General features: G+C 47.7%; 17 protein-coding genes. All 17 read right to left on the bottom strand.

Annotated features, from left to right (window positions below):
• The 17 genes from AB6805_RS25690 to AB6805_RS25610 all read right to left on the bottom strand — a co-directional run bounded on the left by AB6805_RS25690 (position 1) and on the right by AB6805_RS25610 (position 17,284).
• The gene (locus AB6805_RS25690; protein ID WP_370912316.1) at positions 1-1,518 is read right to left on the bottom strand and encodes a phytoene desaturase family protein; all 1,518 of its coding nucleotides are present in this window, start codon (positions 1,516-1,518) and stop codon (positions 1-3) included.
• The gene (locus tag AB6805_RS25685) at positions 1,505-5,380 is read right to left on the bottom strand and encodes a 1-acyl-sn-glycerol-3-phosphate acyltransferase (protein ID WP_370912314.1); all 3,876 of its coding nucleotides are present in this window, start codon (positions 5,378-5,380) and stop codon (positions 1,505-1,507) included. The genes AB6805_RS25690 and AB6805_RS25685 overlap by 14 nt, the downstream gene beginning before the upstream one ends.
• Entirely contained in the window at positions 5,373-6,566 is a 1,194-nt protein-coding gene (locus tag AB6805_RS25680) for a DUF2062 domain-containing protein (RefSeq protein ID WP_370912312.1), read from the bottom strand. The genes AB6805_RS25685 and AB6805_RS25680 overlap by 8 nt, the downstream gene beginning before the upstream one ends.
• Positions 6,567-6,926: a 3-hydroxyacyl-ACP dehydratase gene (locus tag AB6805_RS25675; RefSeq protein ID WP_370912310.1), complete on the bottom strand. Its 360-nt coding sequence runs from the start codon at positions 6,924-6,926 to the stop codon at positions 6,567-6,569. It lies immediately after the preceding gene.
• A 35-nt stretch (positions 6,927-6,961) separates the two neighbouring features.
• Positions 6,962-7,585 carry a hypothetical protein gene (locus tag AB6805_RS25670; RefSeq protein WP_370912308.1) on the bottom strand — a complete coding sequence of 208 codons (624 nt, stop codon included), beginning with the start codon at positions 7,583-7,585 and terminating at the stop codon, positions 6,962-6,964.
• Entirely contained in the window at positions 7,563-8,195 is a 633-nt protein-coding gene (locus AB6805_RS25665) for an outer membrane lipoprotein carrier protein LolA (protein ID WP_370912306.1), read from the bottom strand. Before AB6805_RS25665 ends, AB6805_RS25670 begins: the two co-directional genes overlap by 23 nt.
• Positions 8,188-8,967 carry a polysaccharide deacetylase family protein gene (locus tag AB6805_RS25660; RefSeq protein ID WP_370912304.1) on the bottom strand — a complete coding sequence of 260 codons (780 nt, stop codon included), beginning with the start codon at positions 8,965-8,967 and terminating at the stop codon, positions 8,188-8,190. The genes AB6805_RS25665 and AB6805_RS25660 overlap by 8 nt, the downstream gene beginning before the upstream one ends.
• Complete coding sequence (locus tag AB6805_RS25655; protein ID WP_370912303.1) at positions 8,961-10,025, bottom strand: beta-ketoacyl synthase N-terminal-like domain-containing protein; 1,065 nt, start codon at positions 10,023-10,025, stop codon at positions 8,961-8,963. Before AB6805_RS25655 ends, AB6805_RS25660 begins: the two co-directional genes overlap by 7 nt.
• A gap of 12 nt (positions 10,026-10,037) precedes the next feature.
• Positions 10,038-11,234 carry a beta-ketoacyl synthase gene (locus AB6805_RS25650; protein WP_370912302.1) on the bottom strand — a complete coding sequence of 399 codons (1,197 nt, stop codon included), beginning with the start codon at positions 11,232-11,234 and terminating at the stop codon, positions 10,038-10,040.
• The gene (locus AB6805_RS25645; protein WP_079470532.1) at positions 11,231-11,497 is read right to left on the bottom strand and encodes a phosphopantetheine-binding protein; all 267 of its coding nucleotides are present in this window, start codon (positions 11,495-11,497) and stop codon (positions 11,231-11,233) included. Before AB6805_RS25645 ends, AB6805_RS25650 begins: the two co-directional genes overlap by 4 nt.
• 19 nt (positions 11,498-11,516) lie before the next feature.
• Positions 11,517-12,071 carry a beta-ketoacyl synthase N-terminal-like domain-containing protein gene (locus AB6805_RS25640; RefSeq protein ID WP_370912301.1) on the bottom strand — a complete coding sequence of 185 codons (555 nt, stop codon included), beginning with the start codon at positions 12,069-12,071 and terminating at the stop codon, positions 11,517-11,519.
• Between the two features lie 67 nt (positions 12,072-12,138).
• Positions 12,139-13,395, bottom strand: a complete 1,257-nt coding sequence (locus tag AB6805_RS25635; protein WP_370912300.1) for an NAD(P)/FAD-dependent oxidoreductase — start codon at positions 13,393-13,395, stop codon at positions 12,139-12,141.
• Positions 13,396-13,439: 44 nt separating this feature from the next.
• On the bottom strand, positions 13,440-14,501 hold the full coding sequence (locus tag AB6805_RS25630) for a methyltransferase (protein WP_370912299.1): 1,062 nt from the start codon (positions 14,499-14,501) through the stop codon (positions 13,440-13,442).
• A 14-nt stretch (positions 14,502-14,515) separates the two neighbouring features.
• Complete coding sequence (locus AB6805_RS25625) at positions 14,516-15,661, bottom strand: beta-ketoacyl synthase (RefSeq protein ID WP_370912298.1); 1,146 nt, start codon at positions 15,659-15,661, stop codon at positions 14,516-14,518.
• A 12-nt stretch (positions 15,662-15,673) separates the two neighbouring features.
• Complete coding sequence (locus AB6805_RS25620; protein ID WP_370912297.1) at positions 15,674-16,093, bottom strand: acyl-CoA thioesterase; 420 nt, start codon at positions 16,091-16,093, stop codon at positions 15,674-15,676.
• 3 nt (positions 16,094-16,096) lie between these two features.
• Entirely contained in the window at positions 16,097-16,852 is a 756-nt protein-coding gene (locus AB6805_RS25615) for a hypothetical protein (protein ID WP_370912296.1), read from the bottom strand.
• A gap of 6 nt (positions 16,853-16,858) precedes the next feature.
• Positions 16,859-17,284 carry a 3-hydroxyacyl-ACP dehydratase gene (locus AB6805_RS25610; RefSeq protein WP_370912295.1) on the bottom strand — a complete coding sequence of 142 codons (426 nt, stop codon included), beginning with the start codon at positions 17,282-17,284 and terminating at the stop codon, positions 16,859-16,861.
• Positions 17,285-17,316 lie beyond the last annotated feature (32 nt).

Here is a 17,316-nt window from a genome sequence, read left to right as displayed (position 1 = left end):
TCAAGTATATATTGACTGATTAATTTCATCTACCAAAAAATCCATTCCCAGCAACTCTGCCGAGGTGATCACACTGCTGATAGTTACCCCTAAAATTCCATGCAAGTTCAGGTTTTGACCGGTAAGATACAAATTGGATAGTTTAGTGCGGGCCGAAACCATTGTCCGCAGCGGATCTGCACTATCTTTTGCAATGCCGTACATACTGCCGTCGCCGGTACCGATATAATCACGATAAGATAACGGCGTAGCCACGTAGGAAGTATGAATACAATCACGGAAGCCAGGAAATTGCTTTTCCACGCAACCGATCAGCAGGTTGGCTTTTCTTTCTTTAAAAGCTTCATAGTCCGCTCCCCTGCTGCCGGTTTCCAACACCGTATTAAAAGTATGCTGCCATTGCTTTACCTCGTCGTACCGCATGTAGGTCATGATGGATAAGCTATCTGCCCAGGTTTCATGCCGTGAGCTGGCCGACACATACATCGCATAGGTTTGCGGCCAATCTTCTTCTTTATAGTCAATTCCTGCCCAGGCATTGCCCGTGGCATGGTAGTAATGATTGTAGTTAAGATATTTAAAGGTACCCGGTTTCAATGCTACGTTCAATACAAAAGCACCGATAGAGTTCTCTAACCCCTGCATACGAATGCGGTAAGCGCTGCGCAATACATCGCTGTGGGTAATCGCCATGGTTTGAGCAGGGTGCAGGTTAGAAATGTAATGCGTGGCCTGTACCATGCTCCCATCCTGTAATACAATGTGATTTACCTTATCACCTTCGCCGTGGATAGCGGTAACCGCCATGTTGCGGATTACCTCTCCGCCGTTCTCCCGGATCTGGCGACATAACAGCTTTCCTATCTGGGAGCCGCCATCCACACACTTCCAGGAGCTTTTCATATAACTGTTTAACACCAACGCATGTACGTAAAATGGCGTCTTCTCTGCTACGCCAGCATACAAAAGATTGTTACCCGCCAATACCTGCTGCAGCTTTTCATTGCTGGTAATACTGCGCAAATACTCAGCGGTATTCAGCTGCAACACCGACCGCTTCTCTTCATAATCGCCGGTACGGAGATTATACAGCGGGAACTTGCTGCATACTTCCGTGATCTTATTACAATAAGCACGAAGCGCATTTTCTTCTCCAGGGAAATCTTCCAACAGCGTGCGGATAAAATTTTCTTCTCCCTGCGCTATCCGGTATACTTTATCATCGCCGGCAAAACTGATATGGTCAAAACCATCCATATCCATACGTTTCAGCCGGAGCTTATCATAAATGCCGAGGTATTTAAATACTTTGTAGAGGTTTTCACCAGGCGCCAGTCCGCCGATATAATGCACCCCGGAGTCAAAAATAACCTTATCGCGCGACCATGTCTGCAGGCATCCGCCGGTTTGCCGGTTCTTTTCGTATATGCATACACGATACCCATGCCGGCTGAGGATAGCTCCACATACCAGTCCGCCAAGGCCGCTGCCTATAATGATCACATCATAGTGGTGCATAATTCTCCCGGGGAAGTTTTTTTATCACGAATATTACATTAGAGGTGTACCGCGTATTGTCTATTTCCTCCGCTACCGCGCCATATTTGTGAACAAGACTACGGACATGTGCAGCTGAGAAAAACGACAATGGCTGGTCTTTTGTTTTATTAAACCCAATTACTTTGGTAGACATAAACTCCGTGAACTTCGTCCGCTCATGCCTTTTGGCCATATCGCTGTCGCCATCGCGGATTACAATCACGCCATCCGGTGTAAGGCGCGCTATACATTGCTGTAGCAGCATTTCCTGCTCACCGGCAGGCAGATAGTGCAATACATCACTCAGTATAAAAGCGTCATATTCATTAAAAGGAGTAGCGGAAATATCACCATGAATAAACTGCAGCTGTTCCGGCTTATTATAACAGTAAGCAGCAGTGGCAATCTTATCTTCGTCGTAGTCAATACCCGTGATGGTTCTTCCTGGTGCGGTCCAGACAAGCATGTAATCCATGAAGCCATATCCGCAGCCAATATCCAGTATGCGCCCCTCTTTTGGCAGCAACTCATGAAACAGCTGGTAGTTGTTTTCCATCGCCGTTTTCACGCGCATATACCATTCCAGCACCGGCCCTTTGTAGATGTAATTATATTTCAGCTGCTCCCGGAAATATTCTGGCACTTCCGTTTCTGCACGCAATAGCTCGTATTGTTGTTTAAAATACCGGCTGATAGATTTCGTACGTGCGCTGTAATTATCTCCCCACGACTTATCCTCCTGCCTGATACGCGGCAGGTATTTTACCGATACCGTCCCATCTTTCAACAGGAAATCTCCTTTACTCATCGTATAGGCGGTACCGTGAATCACCATTGGTAAAATATCCAGTCCCAGTTGCTCTGCAATATAAAAGGCGCCTTTATGAAAACGCTTGATAGCCGGATCGGGAGAACGGGTACCTTCCGGGTACACCACAATGGAATACCCTTCCTTCACTCTGTCCCTCAGCCTGTCAATAGCGCCTTCTGCGCCATCCGCTACGGGGTAGTAATCCGCCAGGCGAACCACTGACCCAAACACCGGCGACCGCCATACCCATTGATTGGTAAGCAATATCACCTTCGGGTGCAGCATAGTGGATACCAATATATCGAGGAACGACTGATGATTACTGATAATCACCGCCGGCGTCTCTAGTTGCTCATTCAAAGGATTGATGATGCGCTTCTTCACATTGCGCATAATATACAATACGCTGTGCGTATAAGCAGAAAGTATACGGTGATACAACACCTTGCCTTTTTCTTTATTGAACGGATTCCAGCGGATCAATACTGTACCAATAGCGGTGAGGATAAAACTGCCCATGGCAAAATAAGTAAAGGAAAACACAGACAGCGTCCAGCCTTTGAAAGTCCATGGTGCGAAGCCCTTCCGCACCCGGCCGGTGATCAGCCAGTTAAACAGGAAAGGGATCATCACCTGCGAAATCAGTACTACAGTGCCAATACCAATAATAGAAATCAGCGCAATAGATTTAAGTGAAGGATGTTGTGCAAAGATGAGCACACCCAGTCCAAGAATAGTAGTGATGGCCGACAGGAAGATGGATGATTTAAAAGAAGAAAGGGTTTTCTTTCCGGTCCTGTACTCCTGCAACAGCCCATCCATCATAAAGATGCTGTAATCATCTCCCAAACCAAAAATAAAAGTAGAGAGGATAATATTTACAATATTGAACTTAATCCCGAAAAGCCCCATGATACCTAATATCCATACCCAGCTGATAGCCATCGGGATAAAGGTAATGAGCGCCAATTCAATGCGGCCATACGATAACAACAACGCAAAAAATACCAGCAGGGAAGTCATCCACGCAATGCTGTTAAATTCATCTTTCACTACTTCCACCAGGCGGTTAGCGGCGTATTGTTTGTCCAGCACCGTCGTATTCGGCATATTTTCCAATGCATCATATACAGCTTGTTTGTGCGCCGGATCTACTTTCAGCAAAGTTACCACGGAGGTAGTGCCGTTCTTCTCTATGATAAAATCTCCCAGGTTACCGCTACGCAGTACCTGCAAAGCATCCGGATCAAGTGGTTTGAAATCTTTGTTTATCAGCTGATCGAACGGATCAAAAGCCGCTTTGCTAAAGCCCAGCGCACTTCCCTCACTACGGAGATATTGCAACAATTGTTGTTTCCTGTCTGCCGTCCAGTATTTGTTCCAGCGGTCAATGCGTTCCTGTTGTTCTTTATTGGATAACAGTAACGCCTGTACGCCGGCGTACTTTTTTACAATACCCTTTTGCTGCAACTGTTCAATAACCGGCAACAGCTTTTCGCCGCTTTCAAGCGCCCCTTCCAGGTTCCGGCCGTCCGATACCACGTATACCGACTGCGCCACATAAGAATTCACACTGTTGAGCTGCGCTTCTGCTGCTTTTAATTGCGGCGTCATGTAGTTCATACGCATCATATCGCTTTCAAAGGATACGTTGCGCGCGGTATAGAAAAACACGATGGTCAACAGGAAAATAGCGCCTACCAGGTACTTATTTTTCTCCGGCCGGTATGCCGATAATTTGTCGAGCCAGTTATCATGATGAGCGGTTACCTGCGCCGGTTGTTGCCCCATCACCATCCAGTGGGGCAGGAAAATCAGTGAAAACAATGCAGCACCCACCAGGCTGAGTGCGGCAAACAGCCCCACATCTTTCAGCATGGGAGAATGCACAAACTGCAAACACAGGAATCCGCCGATAGTCGTAAAACTACCAAGCGTCATAGGCGTAGCCAGGTCGCTGATCACTTCGCGGATATCCTGCGAATGACGGTAGTGATTAAATACATGCAGCGAATAATTCACCGCAATACCAAGTACGACAGCGCCCGCACCCATGGCCATTACAGAGATATGCCCTTTAATAACGTATATCCATGCCAGTGAAAACAAGCCGCCGAAAATAACCGGCAGCATCACCAGCACCGGCGCTCTTTTCTTTTTGAAAAACAGGGCGATCAGTACTATCAATAGTACTACCGTAATGCCCTGTGTTAAAAAAGTATCCCGTCTTAGCTGCGTGGCATTGCCCACAGATACAGCGGTTCCTCCGAAGTAAGAAGCAGCGATGCCGGGGTATTGGTTATCAAGACTATCTTTTATTTTATCAAGTCCTTTCAGGAACTGTGCATTGATTTTTGTGGCGCCCGGCGGATTTGCCGGGGTGATAAAGATCATCAGGTGTTTATGATCCCTGGTGATGATGTAGTTGTCGTACAGCTCAAACTGATCATCATACTGCAGGTGTTGCAGTTTCTTTACGCCTATCCAGGAGATGCCTACGGGATCGGCCTGGATCATCTTTTTTAACACCAGTCCTGTTGGTGATATCAGCGTATTATAATCATATTGTAACGATTGCTGCAGTTGCCCGGGTAACAGCAAACTATCAATTTTCGCGTAATCATTTTTTTCCAGGAAGATGGGCAGGTGTTGTTGTATCACCTGCATCAATCCCATTATCATGGCGTCGTCTGTTTCCGATTGGATCTGCCTGATATAAGGTGATAGCTGCGCGCCCGCCCTGACAGACAGTTCTGCGGCGTAAGCCGTTAAGCTGTCGGGCCGGGCTTCCTGTATAGTATCTTTCTGGGAGATGGTAACAATCAGCTTGTCCGCGAATCTGGAATCCTGGAACACCTGTTGTAGTTTGTCCAGTTTCTTATCCTGCGGTAAAATTTTGGTAATATCTTCTTCCAGCTTTATTTGTGCAGCAAAATATCCAACCAGCAAAAAACTGGCGATGGTGCAACACCACAGCCATGCTTTACGCCGCTCAAAAAAATTATGGATCGCTACAAAAAGATTACCCATTTCTTCGTTCTTTTCTAAAAATTGTCAGTATTGCCCAACTCACTATCCAGGCCAGCAATCCACCCAATACTGCCAGTGTAATGCTGCCAAATACATATTGCAACAGGTTATCCCTGATGGTGTCGAAGTTAATACCATTGGAAAATACCAGGTCTTTGGCAGTTTGCCCCATCCACACCCGGCCTGCCAGGAAGCTGGCAAAGATCACAAACGGCGTTAGCGGCGGCGTGCTGATATGCGCAAAAAGCAGTACCAATGCCTTATTCAACCTGAATTTTATAGACAACAGGATAGATACCAGCAGCTGGAATCCCCAGATAGGTATGATCCCCATAAAAATACCAAAGCCGATGGAAGCCGCTTTCCTGATATTGGATTCGTCAGACTTCAGCACTTCTTCTTTCCACATCTTTTTCCAGTTTTCTTTTTTTAAAAGAAAACGGATCAGGTCGCGGGGCTTGATATATAAAAAGGTAACGAACACCAGTATGGTATTCAATACAGTAATACGCGAAACGTCCCTTACCGGTCTGAAATGCGACACCCGCTCTTCCGGCGGCGGGTAATATACACGCACCGGTGTCCAGTCCACCTTGATTCCTTTCCACGCACTGCGCACCAATACCTCTATCTCAAATTCGTATTTGGTGCAGAAGTAATGCATTCTCCCCATGCGTTGCAGGGGATACAGGCGGTAGCCGGATTGGGTATCGGGGCCTTTTAACCCGGTAGTTACGTGAAACCAGAAGTTAGATACTTTATTGGCAGAAGTACTTTTGCCCGGCATATTCTCCTGGTGCAGGTTCCGGGCGCCTATGATCAGCGCCCCGGGCTGTTCTTCAATCTGCTGCAACATGGTGGGCAGGTCGGTCGCAAAATGCTGCCCGTCGGCATCCATGGTGATTACATAGTCGTAACCCTGCTCCAGCGCATAGGAAAATCCGCGGCGAAGCGCTACTCCTTTACCACGGTTGGGGCTATACGAAACTATTTGCAGGGAAGGGAACTTTTCCAGCACCGCAGCTGTTTCATCTGTAGCGCCGTCGTTTACCACAATCACATGACTGGTATAGGTAAGCGCATCAGACAATACAGCGCCCAGCGTACCGGCGTTGTTATACGTAGGAATGAGCACCGCGGCGCGGTGACGTTCAAAATGTTCGTTATGTGTAGGCTGACTGGTCACTTAATTGAATATACCCTGGAACTTCATAAATGTTTTGTCGTCGCGCTTCAGCGTAGCATTCACTTTCCACTCTCCTTCATCTTCTTTGTAGGTAAGTGAAACATCCACCAGTGGTTGTTTCACCGGGTCTATCATGTGCAGGAATTTCATCTGGCTGGCCTTTTTCAGCATCACCTTTTTATCCAGCGCACTTTCCAGCATTTCCGTAATGGTCTGCATCATGCATACACCCGGTACTACAGGCTGTTCCGGGAAATGACCCTGGAATATAGGATGCGCCGCATTCAATTCGATGGTGGCAGTCACCTGCCCGGGTTCCCGGGATTGCGCTGTAACGGTATAAAAATTTCCTGCTAACATTGAACTTATGTGATTATATAATTAAGGTGACGTTTTTACTTTTCTACTTTCTGCAATGAAATATTGAATTTGAAATGCTCATGACGGATGTTGATCGTATCCGGCACGCCATTGTTATAATGCTGCATCCATACGGTGACGACCGGTTTGCGGCGCGACGACTTTTCTATCCGTACCAGTTCACTACAGGCTGTGTCCGTGATATAATAGTTATTACCCTTTTCGGTAGGTACCACTGTATAACGGTAACGGTTATCCGTAGCCGTATGTGCCGCCCGCAGATCGGGCCGCAGCAGTACTAACGCAAAGTCCTGCTGCAAGGTTTTGACCACCGCCTTCTTGTCCATTTTGGCCATCAGGTAGTGTTTGGTGAAATTTCCCTGCTTGTCAAATTCAAAATCAAAGAACTTAAATCCCATCTCGTTGGCGAATACCACGCGGATACTGCTATCCGGCATCTGCTTAAAAAACAGGAGTCCGCTCAGGTGATGCTTCAGGATATCCACCTGTGTGCTGTACAGCGTAGAGGTGAACTGCGGGCTGAACTGCCTGATACAATTCACATCGCCGTTTACAGGCTGCAACCCTTTGTACACCGACCGGCAACCTGCCATCAGCATCACGATGCCCAACAAACTACTTAGCAGAAAATACCGCATCCGGGATATTTGTGTTCAATTGTTTATGTAAAAAACTGATGGTGGTATCATCACCTGACGATTCTGCCATCGTAATCTTTGATACAGAATAGTCCTGTTTATCTACCAGCAATACAATCGTTTGAAAATACATTTTCATCACCTTGTTTACCGGCGTAAGCTCCAGGCGGTAATACTGCGCATTTTCAGCGGCTTTGGTAGAAAAATCGGCGTTATCCAGCACAGTTCCCCTTACACAATCCACCGTAATTTTATTGATCTGCTCAAACAGCTTATTATTCTTTCCCGATACTTTATTCTCTTTCTGCGCATCTTTGATACGGATATCTTTCCCGTTAATCACCAGCAGATAATAAGAAGGCTGGAGATATTCCATTCTTACTTTATTATCTTTCTTAAACCAGAATTTCCCTTTAGACACAATTTTATCAGACAACATGCTCAGGTTCTTTTCCTGTACAAAATCGCACTGAATACTTTGTGTGCTCTGAGCCGCTTTTGCAAACTGCTGTTTCAGCGGCGCCATGTCCGCTACCGGTTTAAATCCGGACTGCGCCTGTATTTGCAGGCTCACCACACATCCAATTAGTATTAACAGCCATTTACACATATGCTCGAACGTTTAACATTTTATCAATTCTCTCCAGGCGGTATCCCTTTTCACGGATGCCCCGGATCAGCTGAGGCAGTATACCGGCAGTTATTTTACAGGTATCATGCAACAAAATAACTGCTCCGGGTTTCAGCTGCTGCATGATCCGGTGCAACAAAGCCGTTTCATCTTTTGCCACAGTATCCAGCGAGCGTATGTTCCAGCCTACCGGCAGATAATTCCCTGCCTTTACTGCCCTTGCCAGGTTGGGATTGGTTACGCCGTAAGGCGGCCGGAACAACCGTGGATGCAAGCCTGTAGCATTTACCGTAAGCGCATCCATTTCCTGCATATCCTTCAGCATATTACCAGACAACTTCATATCAAACCAGAAGTGATGTGAATAAGTATGATTACCTATTACATGTCCCTCTTCGTATATCCGTTTCAGTAAGTACTCATTCCCCCTGATATTTTTCCCGATACAAAAAAAGGCAGCAGGTACCTGTTCCCTGCGCAGGATATCCAGTATCTGCGGCGTATATGCCTCCTGTGGCCCATCGTCGAAAGACAGTGCCACTACCTTTTCCGTAGTATTGGCCTCACAGAACGCCTTTAAAAAAAAGCCCGATTCAATATTCATCGCCCCGTAAACAGTTACCGGGAGAAAAATAAGCACCGGCAAACTATACCACCAGAAAGAAATACCATACGCCATTACTTTATCCAGGAATAAAAGTACCAGGAGCGTGATAACAGCAATGATATTTACAATCCTGTTGTTTAGCATGCAGTGAGTAATACCAGCGAATGATGTGTTCCCTGGTGATGATTATAGATTAATACTTTTTTTATCTTCTCCGGCGTCCTGCCAAAAAACACCGCTGCTTCCGGCACTTCCTGCTGCGCTATAATGGCATTCGCCATCCAAACGCCAAATGCCGCTGCTGTAGGGTATTCCCCGCAGAGGTGTTTAAAGCTGGCTTCCGCATGATCAGGAAATAAGGCATCGGCTACTTCTTCGTAAATTTCATCCTGGTCAATATCTCCATTCCTGCCGGTAACGATCAGATCGATATCTGCAGGCGTGCAATTATTGTCTTCCAGGAATTTCATGATGTGCCCGATCACTTCTCCTTCCCAGAGCGGCTTGTATAAGGTGCTTACACCGGATAATTCCGCTACAGCGCCGGGTTGTTTGGCAATACCCAATGTAAAAAAGGCAGCGCCTTCTCCGGCAATAGTGCCCCTGGAAGGACTATTCAGCAGTTCCATCGTTTTTACCGGCGTCTTTTTATAGAGTCCGAAACGCGACAGCAACTGGTGACTATGATTCGTAATTTCATCCACGCCTCCGGCGAGAATATGTTGTGCCGAACCTTCTTTCAATATCATGATAGCGTCCAGCAGGGCGTTTTCAAAAGAAAAGCCGCGATGAACGAAGGTGTTGTTATATCCGTTGCAACCCAGTAGCAGGGCAATCTGGCCGGCTACGGTGTTGTGGGTGCTTTGTATAAATGCAGTAGGCGTCAGCATTTCCTCCTGCTGGTTCACCATTTTAGTGAGGAACACGCCGGTATCGTCCAGGCAGCCATAAGCAGTACCGGTAATGATAGCATCCGGGGCGGTAACACCGGCTGCTTCCAGGCTTAAATTCGCTGCCCCTACTCCCATTTTCACCACGCGGCTCATCCTGCGGATCTGTTTCACATCAATCCACTGTTTGTAGTCCGGGTCCACTGTGGCCAGGCGTACCTGCTCGTATTCCCTTGGAGCGGCCAGCAAGGGGCCTCCCTGTGCAGTTTCCTGCGGAGAAATACAACCGGTGCCATTTATATAGATCTGCATAATTTATAGCTGTTAACTGGCCCTTGAAAATACGAGGCTGGAACAATTGCCGCCAAAACCGAATGAGTTGGACATTACATGTTGCAGATCATGACCTGCAGAAAAGGCGGTAACGGGTGCAAACGGTAACTCCTTCATCTGGTGTTCGAAACGTGCATTCGGGTAAATAATTCCTTCCTTTACTGCGAGCGCCGAAAATACAGCTTCTATGCCGCCGCTGGCGCCCAGCGTATGACCTGTAAAGGATTTGGTAGAACTCATTGCCGGGAAATACGGTGCAAAGAGCCGGTTTATAGCGATTCCTTCCGATACATCGTTGTTCTGTGTGCCGGTGCCGTGTAAATTAATATAACCAATTTGTTGTGGTTGCAGTCCGCTCATATCCAGCGCGCCTTTCATGGCCAGGTAGTTACCGGTGCCATCCGGTGAAGAGGCCGTTTGGTGAAAGGCATCATTGGCGTTGGCGAAGCCGCTGAGGCGGCACCAGGGCTGCAAACGGGCAGCCAGGCTGTCGGATACCAGCACCACATAACCTGCACCTTCGCCGAGGTTAAGCCCCGTACGGGTATCATCGAAAGGCCGGCAGGGCTGCTGATCCAGGATCATGAGGGTATTGAACCCGTTGAGGGTAAAGCGGGTCAGCGCATCTGTACCACCGGCAATTACTACATCCACAATGTTGTTGCGGATCAGCCGGGAGCCATACATTAATGCGTTGGCGCCGGAAGAACAGGCGGTGCTGATGGTAGAAATATGATGACGCACCCCAAGGCTGTCGGCCACCAGTTCAGTAATGCTCCCGCACTCGTGGTGAAGCAGGTTCTGCAACCGGCCACCACGAGGATCAGACAGGTACTCCGCGAAAAAATCCTCGGTTTTATCCATCCCACCCACGGTATTACCTGAAACAAACCCTACCCGGTATTGGGAAATGTCTCCCAACCCGCTGGACTGCCACGCCTCCCGGGCGGCAATCATGCTCAGCAGGGCCGTACGGCTGATATTTTCCGGCATCCCCGCCATATCGGCAAGGGTAGCGTTATCGGCCTTTACTTCCGCTACCGGAAAGGTACTGCGGTGAACAGAAGACAGGTGCTGCATGGCTTCCATACCGGGCTTCATGTCCCGGAACGATTGTATACAGGCAGGTACGTCCAGCCCGATACCGCAGATCACACCACCACCTGCTATCCACACCTTTTCATTCATGCCTTTACGGTTTGATTTTCGGTAATATACACCGCCATCGTGCGCACCGAGTGGAAGATCTTCGGTCCTTCTTCAGGATTGGCAATGCGGATATTGTAGTGCTGTTGCAGCAATACAATCAATTCCAGCGCATCGATAGAATCGAGCCCAAGCCCCTCCTTTGTAAACAACGGCTGATCGTTGCCAATGCTATCCGGTGCTACTTCCTGCAAGTTCAATTGTTCTATGATCTGCGCTTTCAGATCCGCCATCAACTTTTCCACTGTAGTTTGATTAAAGTTATTAACTGTTTTTTTGTTGATACAACGCTGACAAAGCCGCCTCCGTTAACGGGATGGCATTGTTTCGCTGTTTATTTTCCACGAGGAATAATATTGCCTCGTATGCTTGTTCCATGACTTCCACCCACCCGCAAATACAGGCCTGCAAAGGCGTTTCTGCCAGCAGCTGTGCCGGATAGGTACTCATTAAAGCCGTATCAAAAACATCTGATACAAAAAAAGTATTCTCTCCTTTAAAACCATGCCGGATAGAGATCTCTCCCATCACGATATTGGGCAGGGTATACACAAACAGCGCCGGACTGGCAAAGTCCTTTACAGTAGCATAATACCGCAAATCCGTATCCAGGCTGCTGCTTCGGTTGGACAATACCATGCCCGTTTGCTCCGGTGACAACGAATGGATGCTGGTATCTTTCAGCAATACTTCCGCTGCCAGCCAGCCCAGCTTGCTGAGGGCATCCATTTTATGGAATTTAGGATATTGACCGGAAAAACGGTCGTATCCCGCCCGCAGAAATTCAGGTAATTCCAGTGCGGAATCCGCTTCCCACAACAAAGAGCCATTTAAATAAACCCTGTTTTGCCGTATGACGCAACTCCCCGTAATATATGTCGATCCGCTATTCAATCTCAGGGCTGCTTTTTAATTTTTCTGTTAATTCAATCGTTCTTGCCAGACGTTTTAGGGCAGTATCATGATTTTTCACAAAAGGATTGTTCATATCCCATACATAACCAGCCAGTACAGAACAAATTTGTCCTTTTATCAGCGGATCAGCATCTTTCTTAAAGAAAATAGTATCCAGGGTACCTTCGTACCAGGCCATTACATAGGAACGGAACGTATTCACGCCCTGCATAGTAGGCTCCATGTACTCTTTCTCCCAGTCAACCGCCTCGCCTTTCAGTTTCCGGATCACCAGTTTTGCCGCCGTTTGTGAAGAAACACAGGCCAAAGTTACACCAGATGAGAAAATCGGGTCCAGAAATTCTGTCACGTTGCCTGTCAGCACAAATCCGTCTCCGTAAAATTTATCCGTGGTGGCGGACCACGACTGTAAAACACGTGGTTCAAATACCAGCTCTACATCACGGAAACGTTCCCTGGTATAGGGTTCCGCCTCCAGCAGGGCGCGGTATTTGTCCTCATCGGTGCCGGGGTACTGCTCAAAAAACTCAGGATCTCCTACAAAACCCAGGGAAGTAACCCCGGTGGAGAAAGGAATGATCCAGATCCATACGCCTTTTTTATGCACCACCGCGGTAATGCGGTTTGGCTGGTCGGCCATTGAACGGCGCACATCCACCGTATGGGCAAACAATGCCTTACGGGGTTGCAGGTTGGAGTTTTTCTCCAGGTTAAATAATTTAGGGATTACCCGGCCGTAGCCACTGCCGTCTACAATGAAACGGGCGGCTATCTGCGATTGCTGGCCATCTTTATCTTCCACGGTTGTAATGGAATCGGATCCATTAAAACGTATATCCGTTACGGTTGTTTCATAAGCTACCGGCACCCCCATACTTTCTACGGTGTCGGCGAGCGTTTTATCGAAGTCGGCGCGTGTTACCTGCCAGGTCCAGGTCCAGCCCGGCGTAAATTGCTCTTCGAAAGTAAAATCGCAGAGCGCATCTCCTTTTACAAACTTTGCCCCATACTTCTGCTGAAAACCTTTTGCTTTGATGGCATCAATAAACCCCGCTTCTTCCAGGGCTTCCATGCTGCGTGGCAACAGGCTTTCGCCGATCACAAAACGGGGGAATTTCTGCTTCTCCACCACTTTTACCTTGTACCCTGCCTGATGAATAATAGACGCTGCTACTGTTCCCGCCGGACCTGCTCCTATTACCAGTACATCAACTTGCTCAGTTTTCATAAGTGACGATTTTGGGAGTTATAAATTTTATGCGATTGAATTGGTTATTTTTTTTGACATTTCAACAAGGTATAATTCATGCCCATCTGGTCATTTTCCTCGATAATCGTTAACCCCGCATCGTCAATACACTGGAAGAAATCATCTGTGTGATACATCTGGCTGTTACCATTAGCCATAGCGGTAAAGTACAGGGAAGTCTGCTGCAGGCAAAAAGCGGCGGATTTAAATTGCTGGCGGTTCCAGAAAGGTTCCAGGATATATACAGTTCCTCCTTCGTTGAGCGCCTCGCGGCAACGTTTCAGGATGGAAACAATTTCTGCTTCAGAAAAACAATCGAGGAACTGGCTCATCCAGATGGCATCAAAGCCTTTCGGGAAAGGCACTTCCTCGTGGAGGATGTTGGCAATATGAAAATGCACGCGGTTTTCCACACCGGCATCTTTCATTTTCTGCTGTGCCAGTCCTGCCTGACCTGGTAAATCAAAGATGGTCACTTCCACTTCCGGATCTTTGGCGGTGCAGGCCAGGGCCCACTTACCGGTGTTACCACCGATATCGAGTAAACGTTTCGGTTTCTTTTCAAAAACAATATCCAGCGCCTGTGGGGTGGCAAGATCTGAATAGTAATGGTCGAAGTCGAACCAGCTTTTACCTACTTCGGGTGGCAGCAGCGACAGGCCGGGATAAATAGTATCCCAGGGACCGAGTTCGCGCAGGCCGGCGGGCTTTCCTTCTCTCAGGCTTTCCTGCAGGTGGTTCATGCCTTTGTAGCAGATTTCCTGCGAAAAGTCCATATTGATGCGGGTAAGCTGATCATGTAAAATAAAGTAACCGGTTTTGGTGAGGGTATACCGTTTATCGTTCACGATCACCAGTTCCATCCCTAAACCTGCTTCCAGCAACACTCTTACGGCATAACGCGACATTTTGGTTTGCTCCATTATTTCCTCAATGGTAATACCGGCAGAGCGGCTGTTGCTCACTGCCGTTAAAATGCCCATATCACGTAATGCCCGGGTAGCCTGAAAAGCAACGGGGGCAAATGCCAGACGCAATGCCGCTTCTTTTGCTTCGAGTGCTGTTTTTGTTTCTTTATTAAACACGACAATAACTTTGTTTAGCTGTTAAGATTAAAAACCATCGCTGCATTGCATCCACCGAAACCTGATACTGTTTTCAGGAAGTGGCGGGATGTTTTTTGCAGCAGGGTATTATGAACATTCACCGGCATACTTACACCGGGTATTTCAAATCCTTTTGTTGGCAATACCACACCGGCTTTCATGGCCTGCATGCTGATGATTGCTTCTATGAGTCCGGCGGCGCCCAGCGTATGACCGTAATAGCCCTTCAGGCTGTTAACTGGTACTGCTGCCAGGCCTGCGTGGTGCAGCGCCTTCGCCTCCATTTCATCGTTGTACAGGGTGGCAGTGCCATGCGCCGATACAAAACCGATGTCGGCAGCGGTTAGTCCGCTGCCATTTACCGCCAGCTGCATTACTGCCGCCAGTTCTTCGCCGGTACGGGAAGGACCGGAAATATGATTGGCGTCGTTGCTGATTGCGCCTGCACCCAGTGAAAAGCGTGCATTCCCTTTCTCCCTGCTGAGGATCACGGTGGCCGCGCCTTCTCCGAGTGTAACGCCTGTTCTGTTGGCATCGAATGGTTTACAGGGAACGGCGCTTACCGCCTGGAACGACTGAAACCCCGACAACACAAAGCGGGTGAGCACATCTGCACCGGTAACCACTACATGGTCATAACGCCCTGATTCAATGAGCCGTTTACCGGTTAAAATGGCTACCAGTCCGGAAATACAGGCACTGCTAATCACCAGCGGTTCATTAGCGGCGTTAAAATGGGCCGCTATTTTCTTTGCGGTGGTGTACAGCTGCATGTTGGCCAGCGGCGGTACGGCGCCTTCGGGTTGCTGCTCCAGTAATTCAATATTTCCTTTTGTAGTGGAAACAATGAAACCGGTGCGTGCATCCGTAAGCGTAACAGCAGTTTGTTGCAGGGCCGATTGTATGGAGGCAACCAGCAGCCGCTCAAACCGCGTATATCCTTTTACGTTAGCATTTGCCGTAAAGGCATCCAGTTGCGCAGGCGTTGTGATGGCGCCATAAAACGGAGCAGCGGCATAGGCTGCATTGTTATGCTGCGCTATGCCACTGTTGCCAGATAACACCTGGTCAAAATTTTCCCGGGTAGTACTGCCAAGAGGCCCCACAATATTGTCTGCTACTACATACACCTGTTGCATAGTACCCTTTGGTTATACCAGTCCGTGCTTCTTTTTCCATTCACTGAAAAAAGGAGGAGCAATCAATTGCAGGGAAGAAGTTTCCTTGTCCAGGAATACCTGTACGGAAGAACCCTTTGCTACTATTTCCCCTGTGGCAGGATTGGTAAGGATGTATTCAAATTTTATTTTTGCTGCCAGGTCGTCCACATACCTTGTTTCTACTACTACCCTGTCGCCGTAGCGTAAAGAGCGTTTGTAATCACATTGTACATTTACTACCGGCACGGTGAATCCTTCTTCAAAAATATCCAGGTATCTGAGCCCGTATTTTTCTCCGAAAGCTTCCCTGCCGTCTTCAAAATACCGCACATAATGCCCGTGCCATACTATTCCCAGCGGATCTGCTTCATTAAATCTTATCAGTATGTTGGTGCATTCAGTGAGTATCATAATTTATCCTTTCTTCTTTGGTTTCTTTGTTGCGGGTGTTGTACCGGCAGCTTTAGTTTCCTTCTTTGCTGCGGGCGCCTGCACTACCGGTTTAGGTTCTTCCGGATCTCTGGCGTCAGCATATTTGGTTTTCAGTTTGCTGTAATCATCGTTGATCTCTTCCAAAGCACTTTTAATGGTAGCCAGCCAGTAGTTGCGCCATGCGAAGCTCCATTTCTGGCCTTTACCCACATAACGTTCTGTGAGCAGTACATTTTTCCGGTCCATATCTACAATGGCCAGCCACATAGACGCACTTTTGCTGGTTTTGCTCATGCCTTCCATTACCAGCATTACGCCAATGCCGTGTTTTCCGGAAAAATCATACGATTTCACCACTTTGGTGATGTCTTCCGGTTTCAGACGTTCAAAGTCGGAAGATTCGTCGGATTTCAGTGCATCTCCATTGATAGCTTCATTGCGTTTGTTCACCAAACCAATACTGGTATTGTATTTATCGCGGTGAAATGCGCCTGGCACATCGTACTTCTTTTGTTCGTTCACAATTACCTGGTTAAGGGCAGTAAACTCATGGTCTACGATCGCATCTGTTTTGGCAGCGGCGTCACCTATCAGTTTAGCCTGTGTAAAATCCACGCCCAGCCAGGTAAAGCTCGAATCTTTGTTGTCCAGGAAGTTCTTCAGTGTTTGAGCATTTGCTGTCATAGCCATCATGCTCAACATCAGCAACGGAAGTGCAATTAATTTTCTGCAGTTCATGTGTGATTAAATTTGGGGATTGATGAATATTTTCATTTCACATTTTGCCATCAGGCGGCCGTCAAACATTACTTTGCCGGTTACCATAGTGGCGTTAAACACTTCACCGCCGATTTCGGTGGTCGTTTCTATCATTTGTCCTGCCGGCGGCAGCTCCAGTATTTCCAGGTCTTTCACCGCGCCAATAAATCCCAGGGGAACGGGTGTATTTTGTTGTTTGGCGATATAGCCGATGCGGGCAGCGGCGGTTTGTGCAATATTCTCCATCAGGCCGGGCGCCGTAAGCACTCCATTCTCCACAAAAATATTATCAGGTGCAATATGAAGACCTGTGCGGGTGATGGGACCATCTACTGCCAGAATACCACTGATCATTACAATGGGGGTACGCTGGGGAATATAGGCGGTGATATCGTCTGAATGAATAAACATCTGCACAAGTTATTATTAAATATGAAACACGA

This window comes from Chitinophaga sp. RCC_12, assembly GCF_041360695.1.
Lineage (GTDB): Bacteria > Bacteroidota > Bacteroidia > Chitinophagales > Chitinophagaceae > Chitinophaga.
This window is presented reverse-complemented; position numbering and strand designations above follow the sequence as displayed.

What these genes read in the sequence shown, in the direction of transcription:
- AB6805_RS25690 (WP_370912316.1), bottom strand. Translation starts at nt 1,518, where the DNA reads ATGCACCACTATGATGTGATCATTATAGGCAGCGGCCTTGGCGGACTG.
- AB6805_RS25685 (WP_370912314.1), bottom strand. Translation starts at nt 5,380, where the DNA reads ATGGGTAATCTTTTTGTAGCGATCCATAATTTTTTTGAGCGGCGTAAA.
- AB6805_RS25675 (WP_370912310.1), bottom strand. Translation starts at nt 6,926, where the DNA reads ATGTTAGCAGGAAATTTTTATACCGTTACAGCGCAATCCCGGGAACCC.
- AB6805_RS25670 (WP_370912308.1), bottom strand. Translation starts at nt 7,585, where the DNA reads ATGCGGTATTTTCTGCTAAGTAGTTTGTTGGGCATCGTGATGCTGATG.
- AB6805_RS25665 (WP_370912306.1), bottom strand. Translation starts at nt 8,195, where the DNA reads ATGTGTAAATGGCTGTTAATACTAATTGGATGTGTGGTGAGCCTGCAA.
- AB6805_RS25660 (WP_370912304.1), bottom strand. Translation starts at nt 8,967, where the DNA reads ATGCTAAACAACAGGATTGTAAATATCATTGCTGTTATCACGCTCCTG.
- AB6805_RS25655 (WP_370912303.1), bottom strand. Translation starts at nt 10,025, where the DNA reads ATGCAGATCTATATAAATGGCACCGGTTGTATTTCTCCGCAGGAAACT.
- AB6805_RS25650 (WP_370912302.1), bottom strand. Translation starts at nt 11,234, where the DNA reads ATGAATGAAAAGGTGTGGATAGCAGGTGGTGGTGTGATCTGCGGTATC.
- AB6805_RS25635 (WP_370912300.1), bottom strand. Translation starts at nt 13,395, where the DNA reads ATGAAAACTGAGCAAGTTGATGTACTGGTAATAGGAGCAGGTCCGGCG.
- AB6805_RS25625 (WP_370912298.1), bottom strand. Translation starts at nt 15,661, where the DNA reads ATGCAACAGGTGTATGTAGTAGCAGACAATATTGTGGGGCCTCTTGGC.
- AB6805_RS25620 (WP_370912297.1), bottom strand. Translation starts at nt 16,093, where the DNA reads ATGATACTCACTGAATGCACCAACATACTGATAAGATTTAATGAAGCA.
- AB6805_RS25615 (WP_370912296.1), bottom strand. Translation starts at nt 16,852, where the DNA reads ATGAACTGCAGAAAATTAATTGCACTTCCGTTGCTGATGTTGAGCATG.
- AB6805_RS25610 (WP_370912295.1), bottom strand. Translation starts at nt 17,284, where the DNA reads ATGTTTATTCATTCAGACGATATCACCGCCTATATTCCCCAGCGTACC.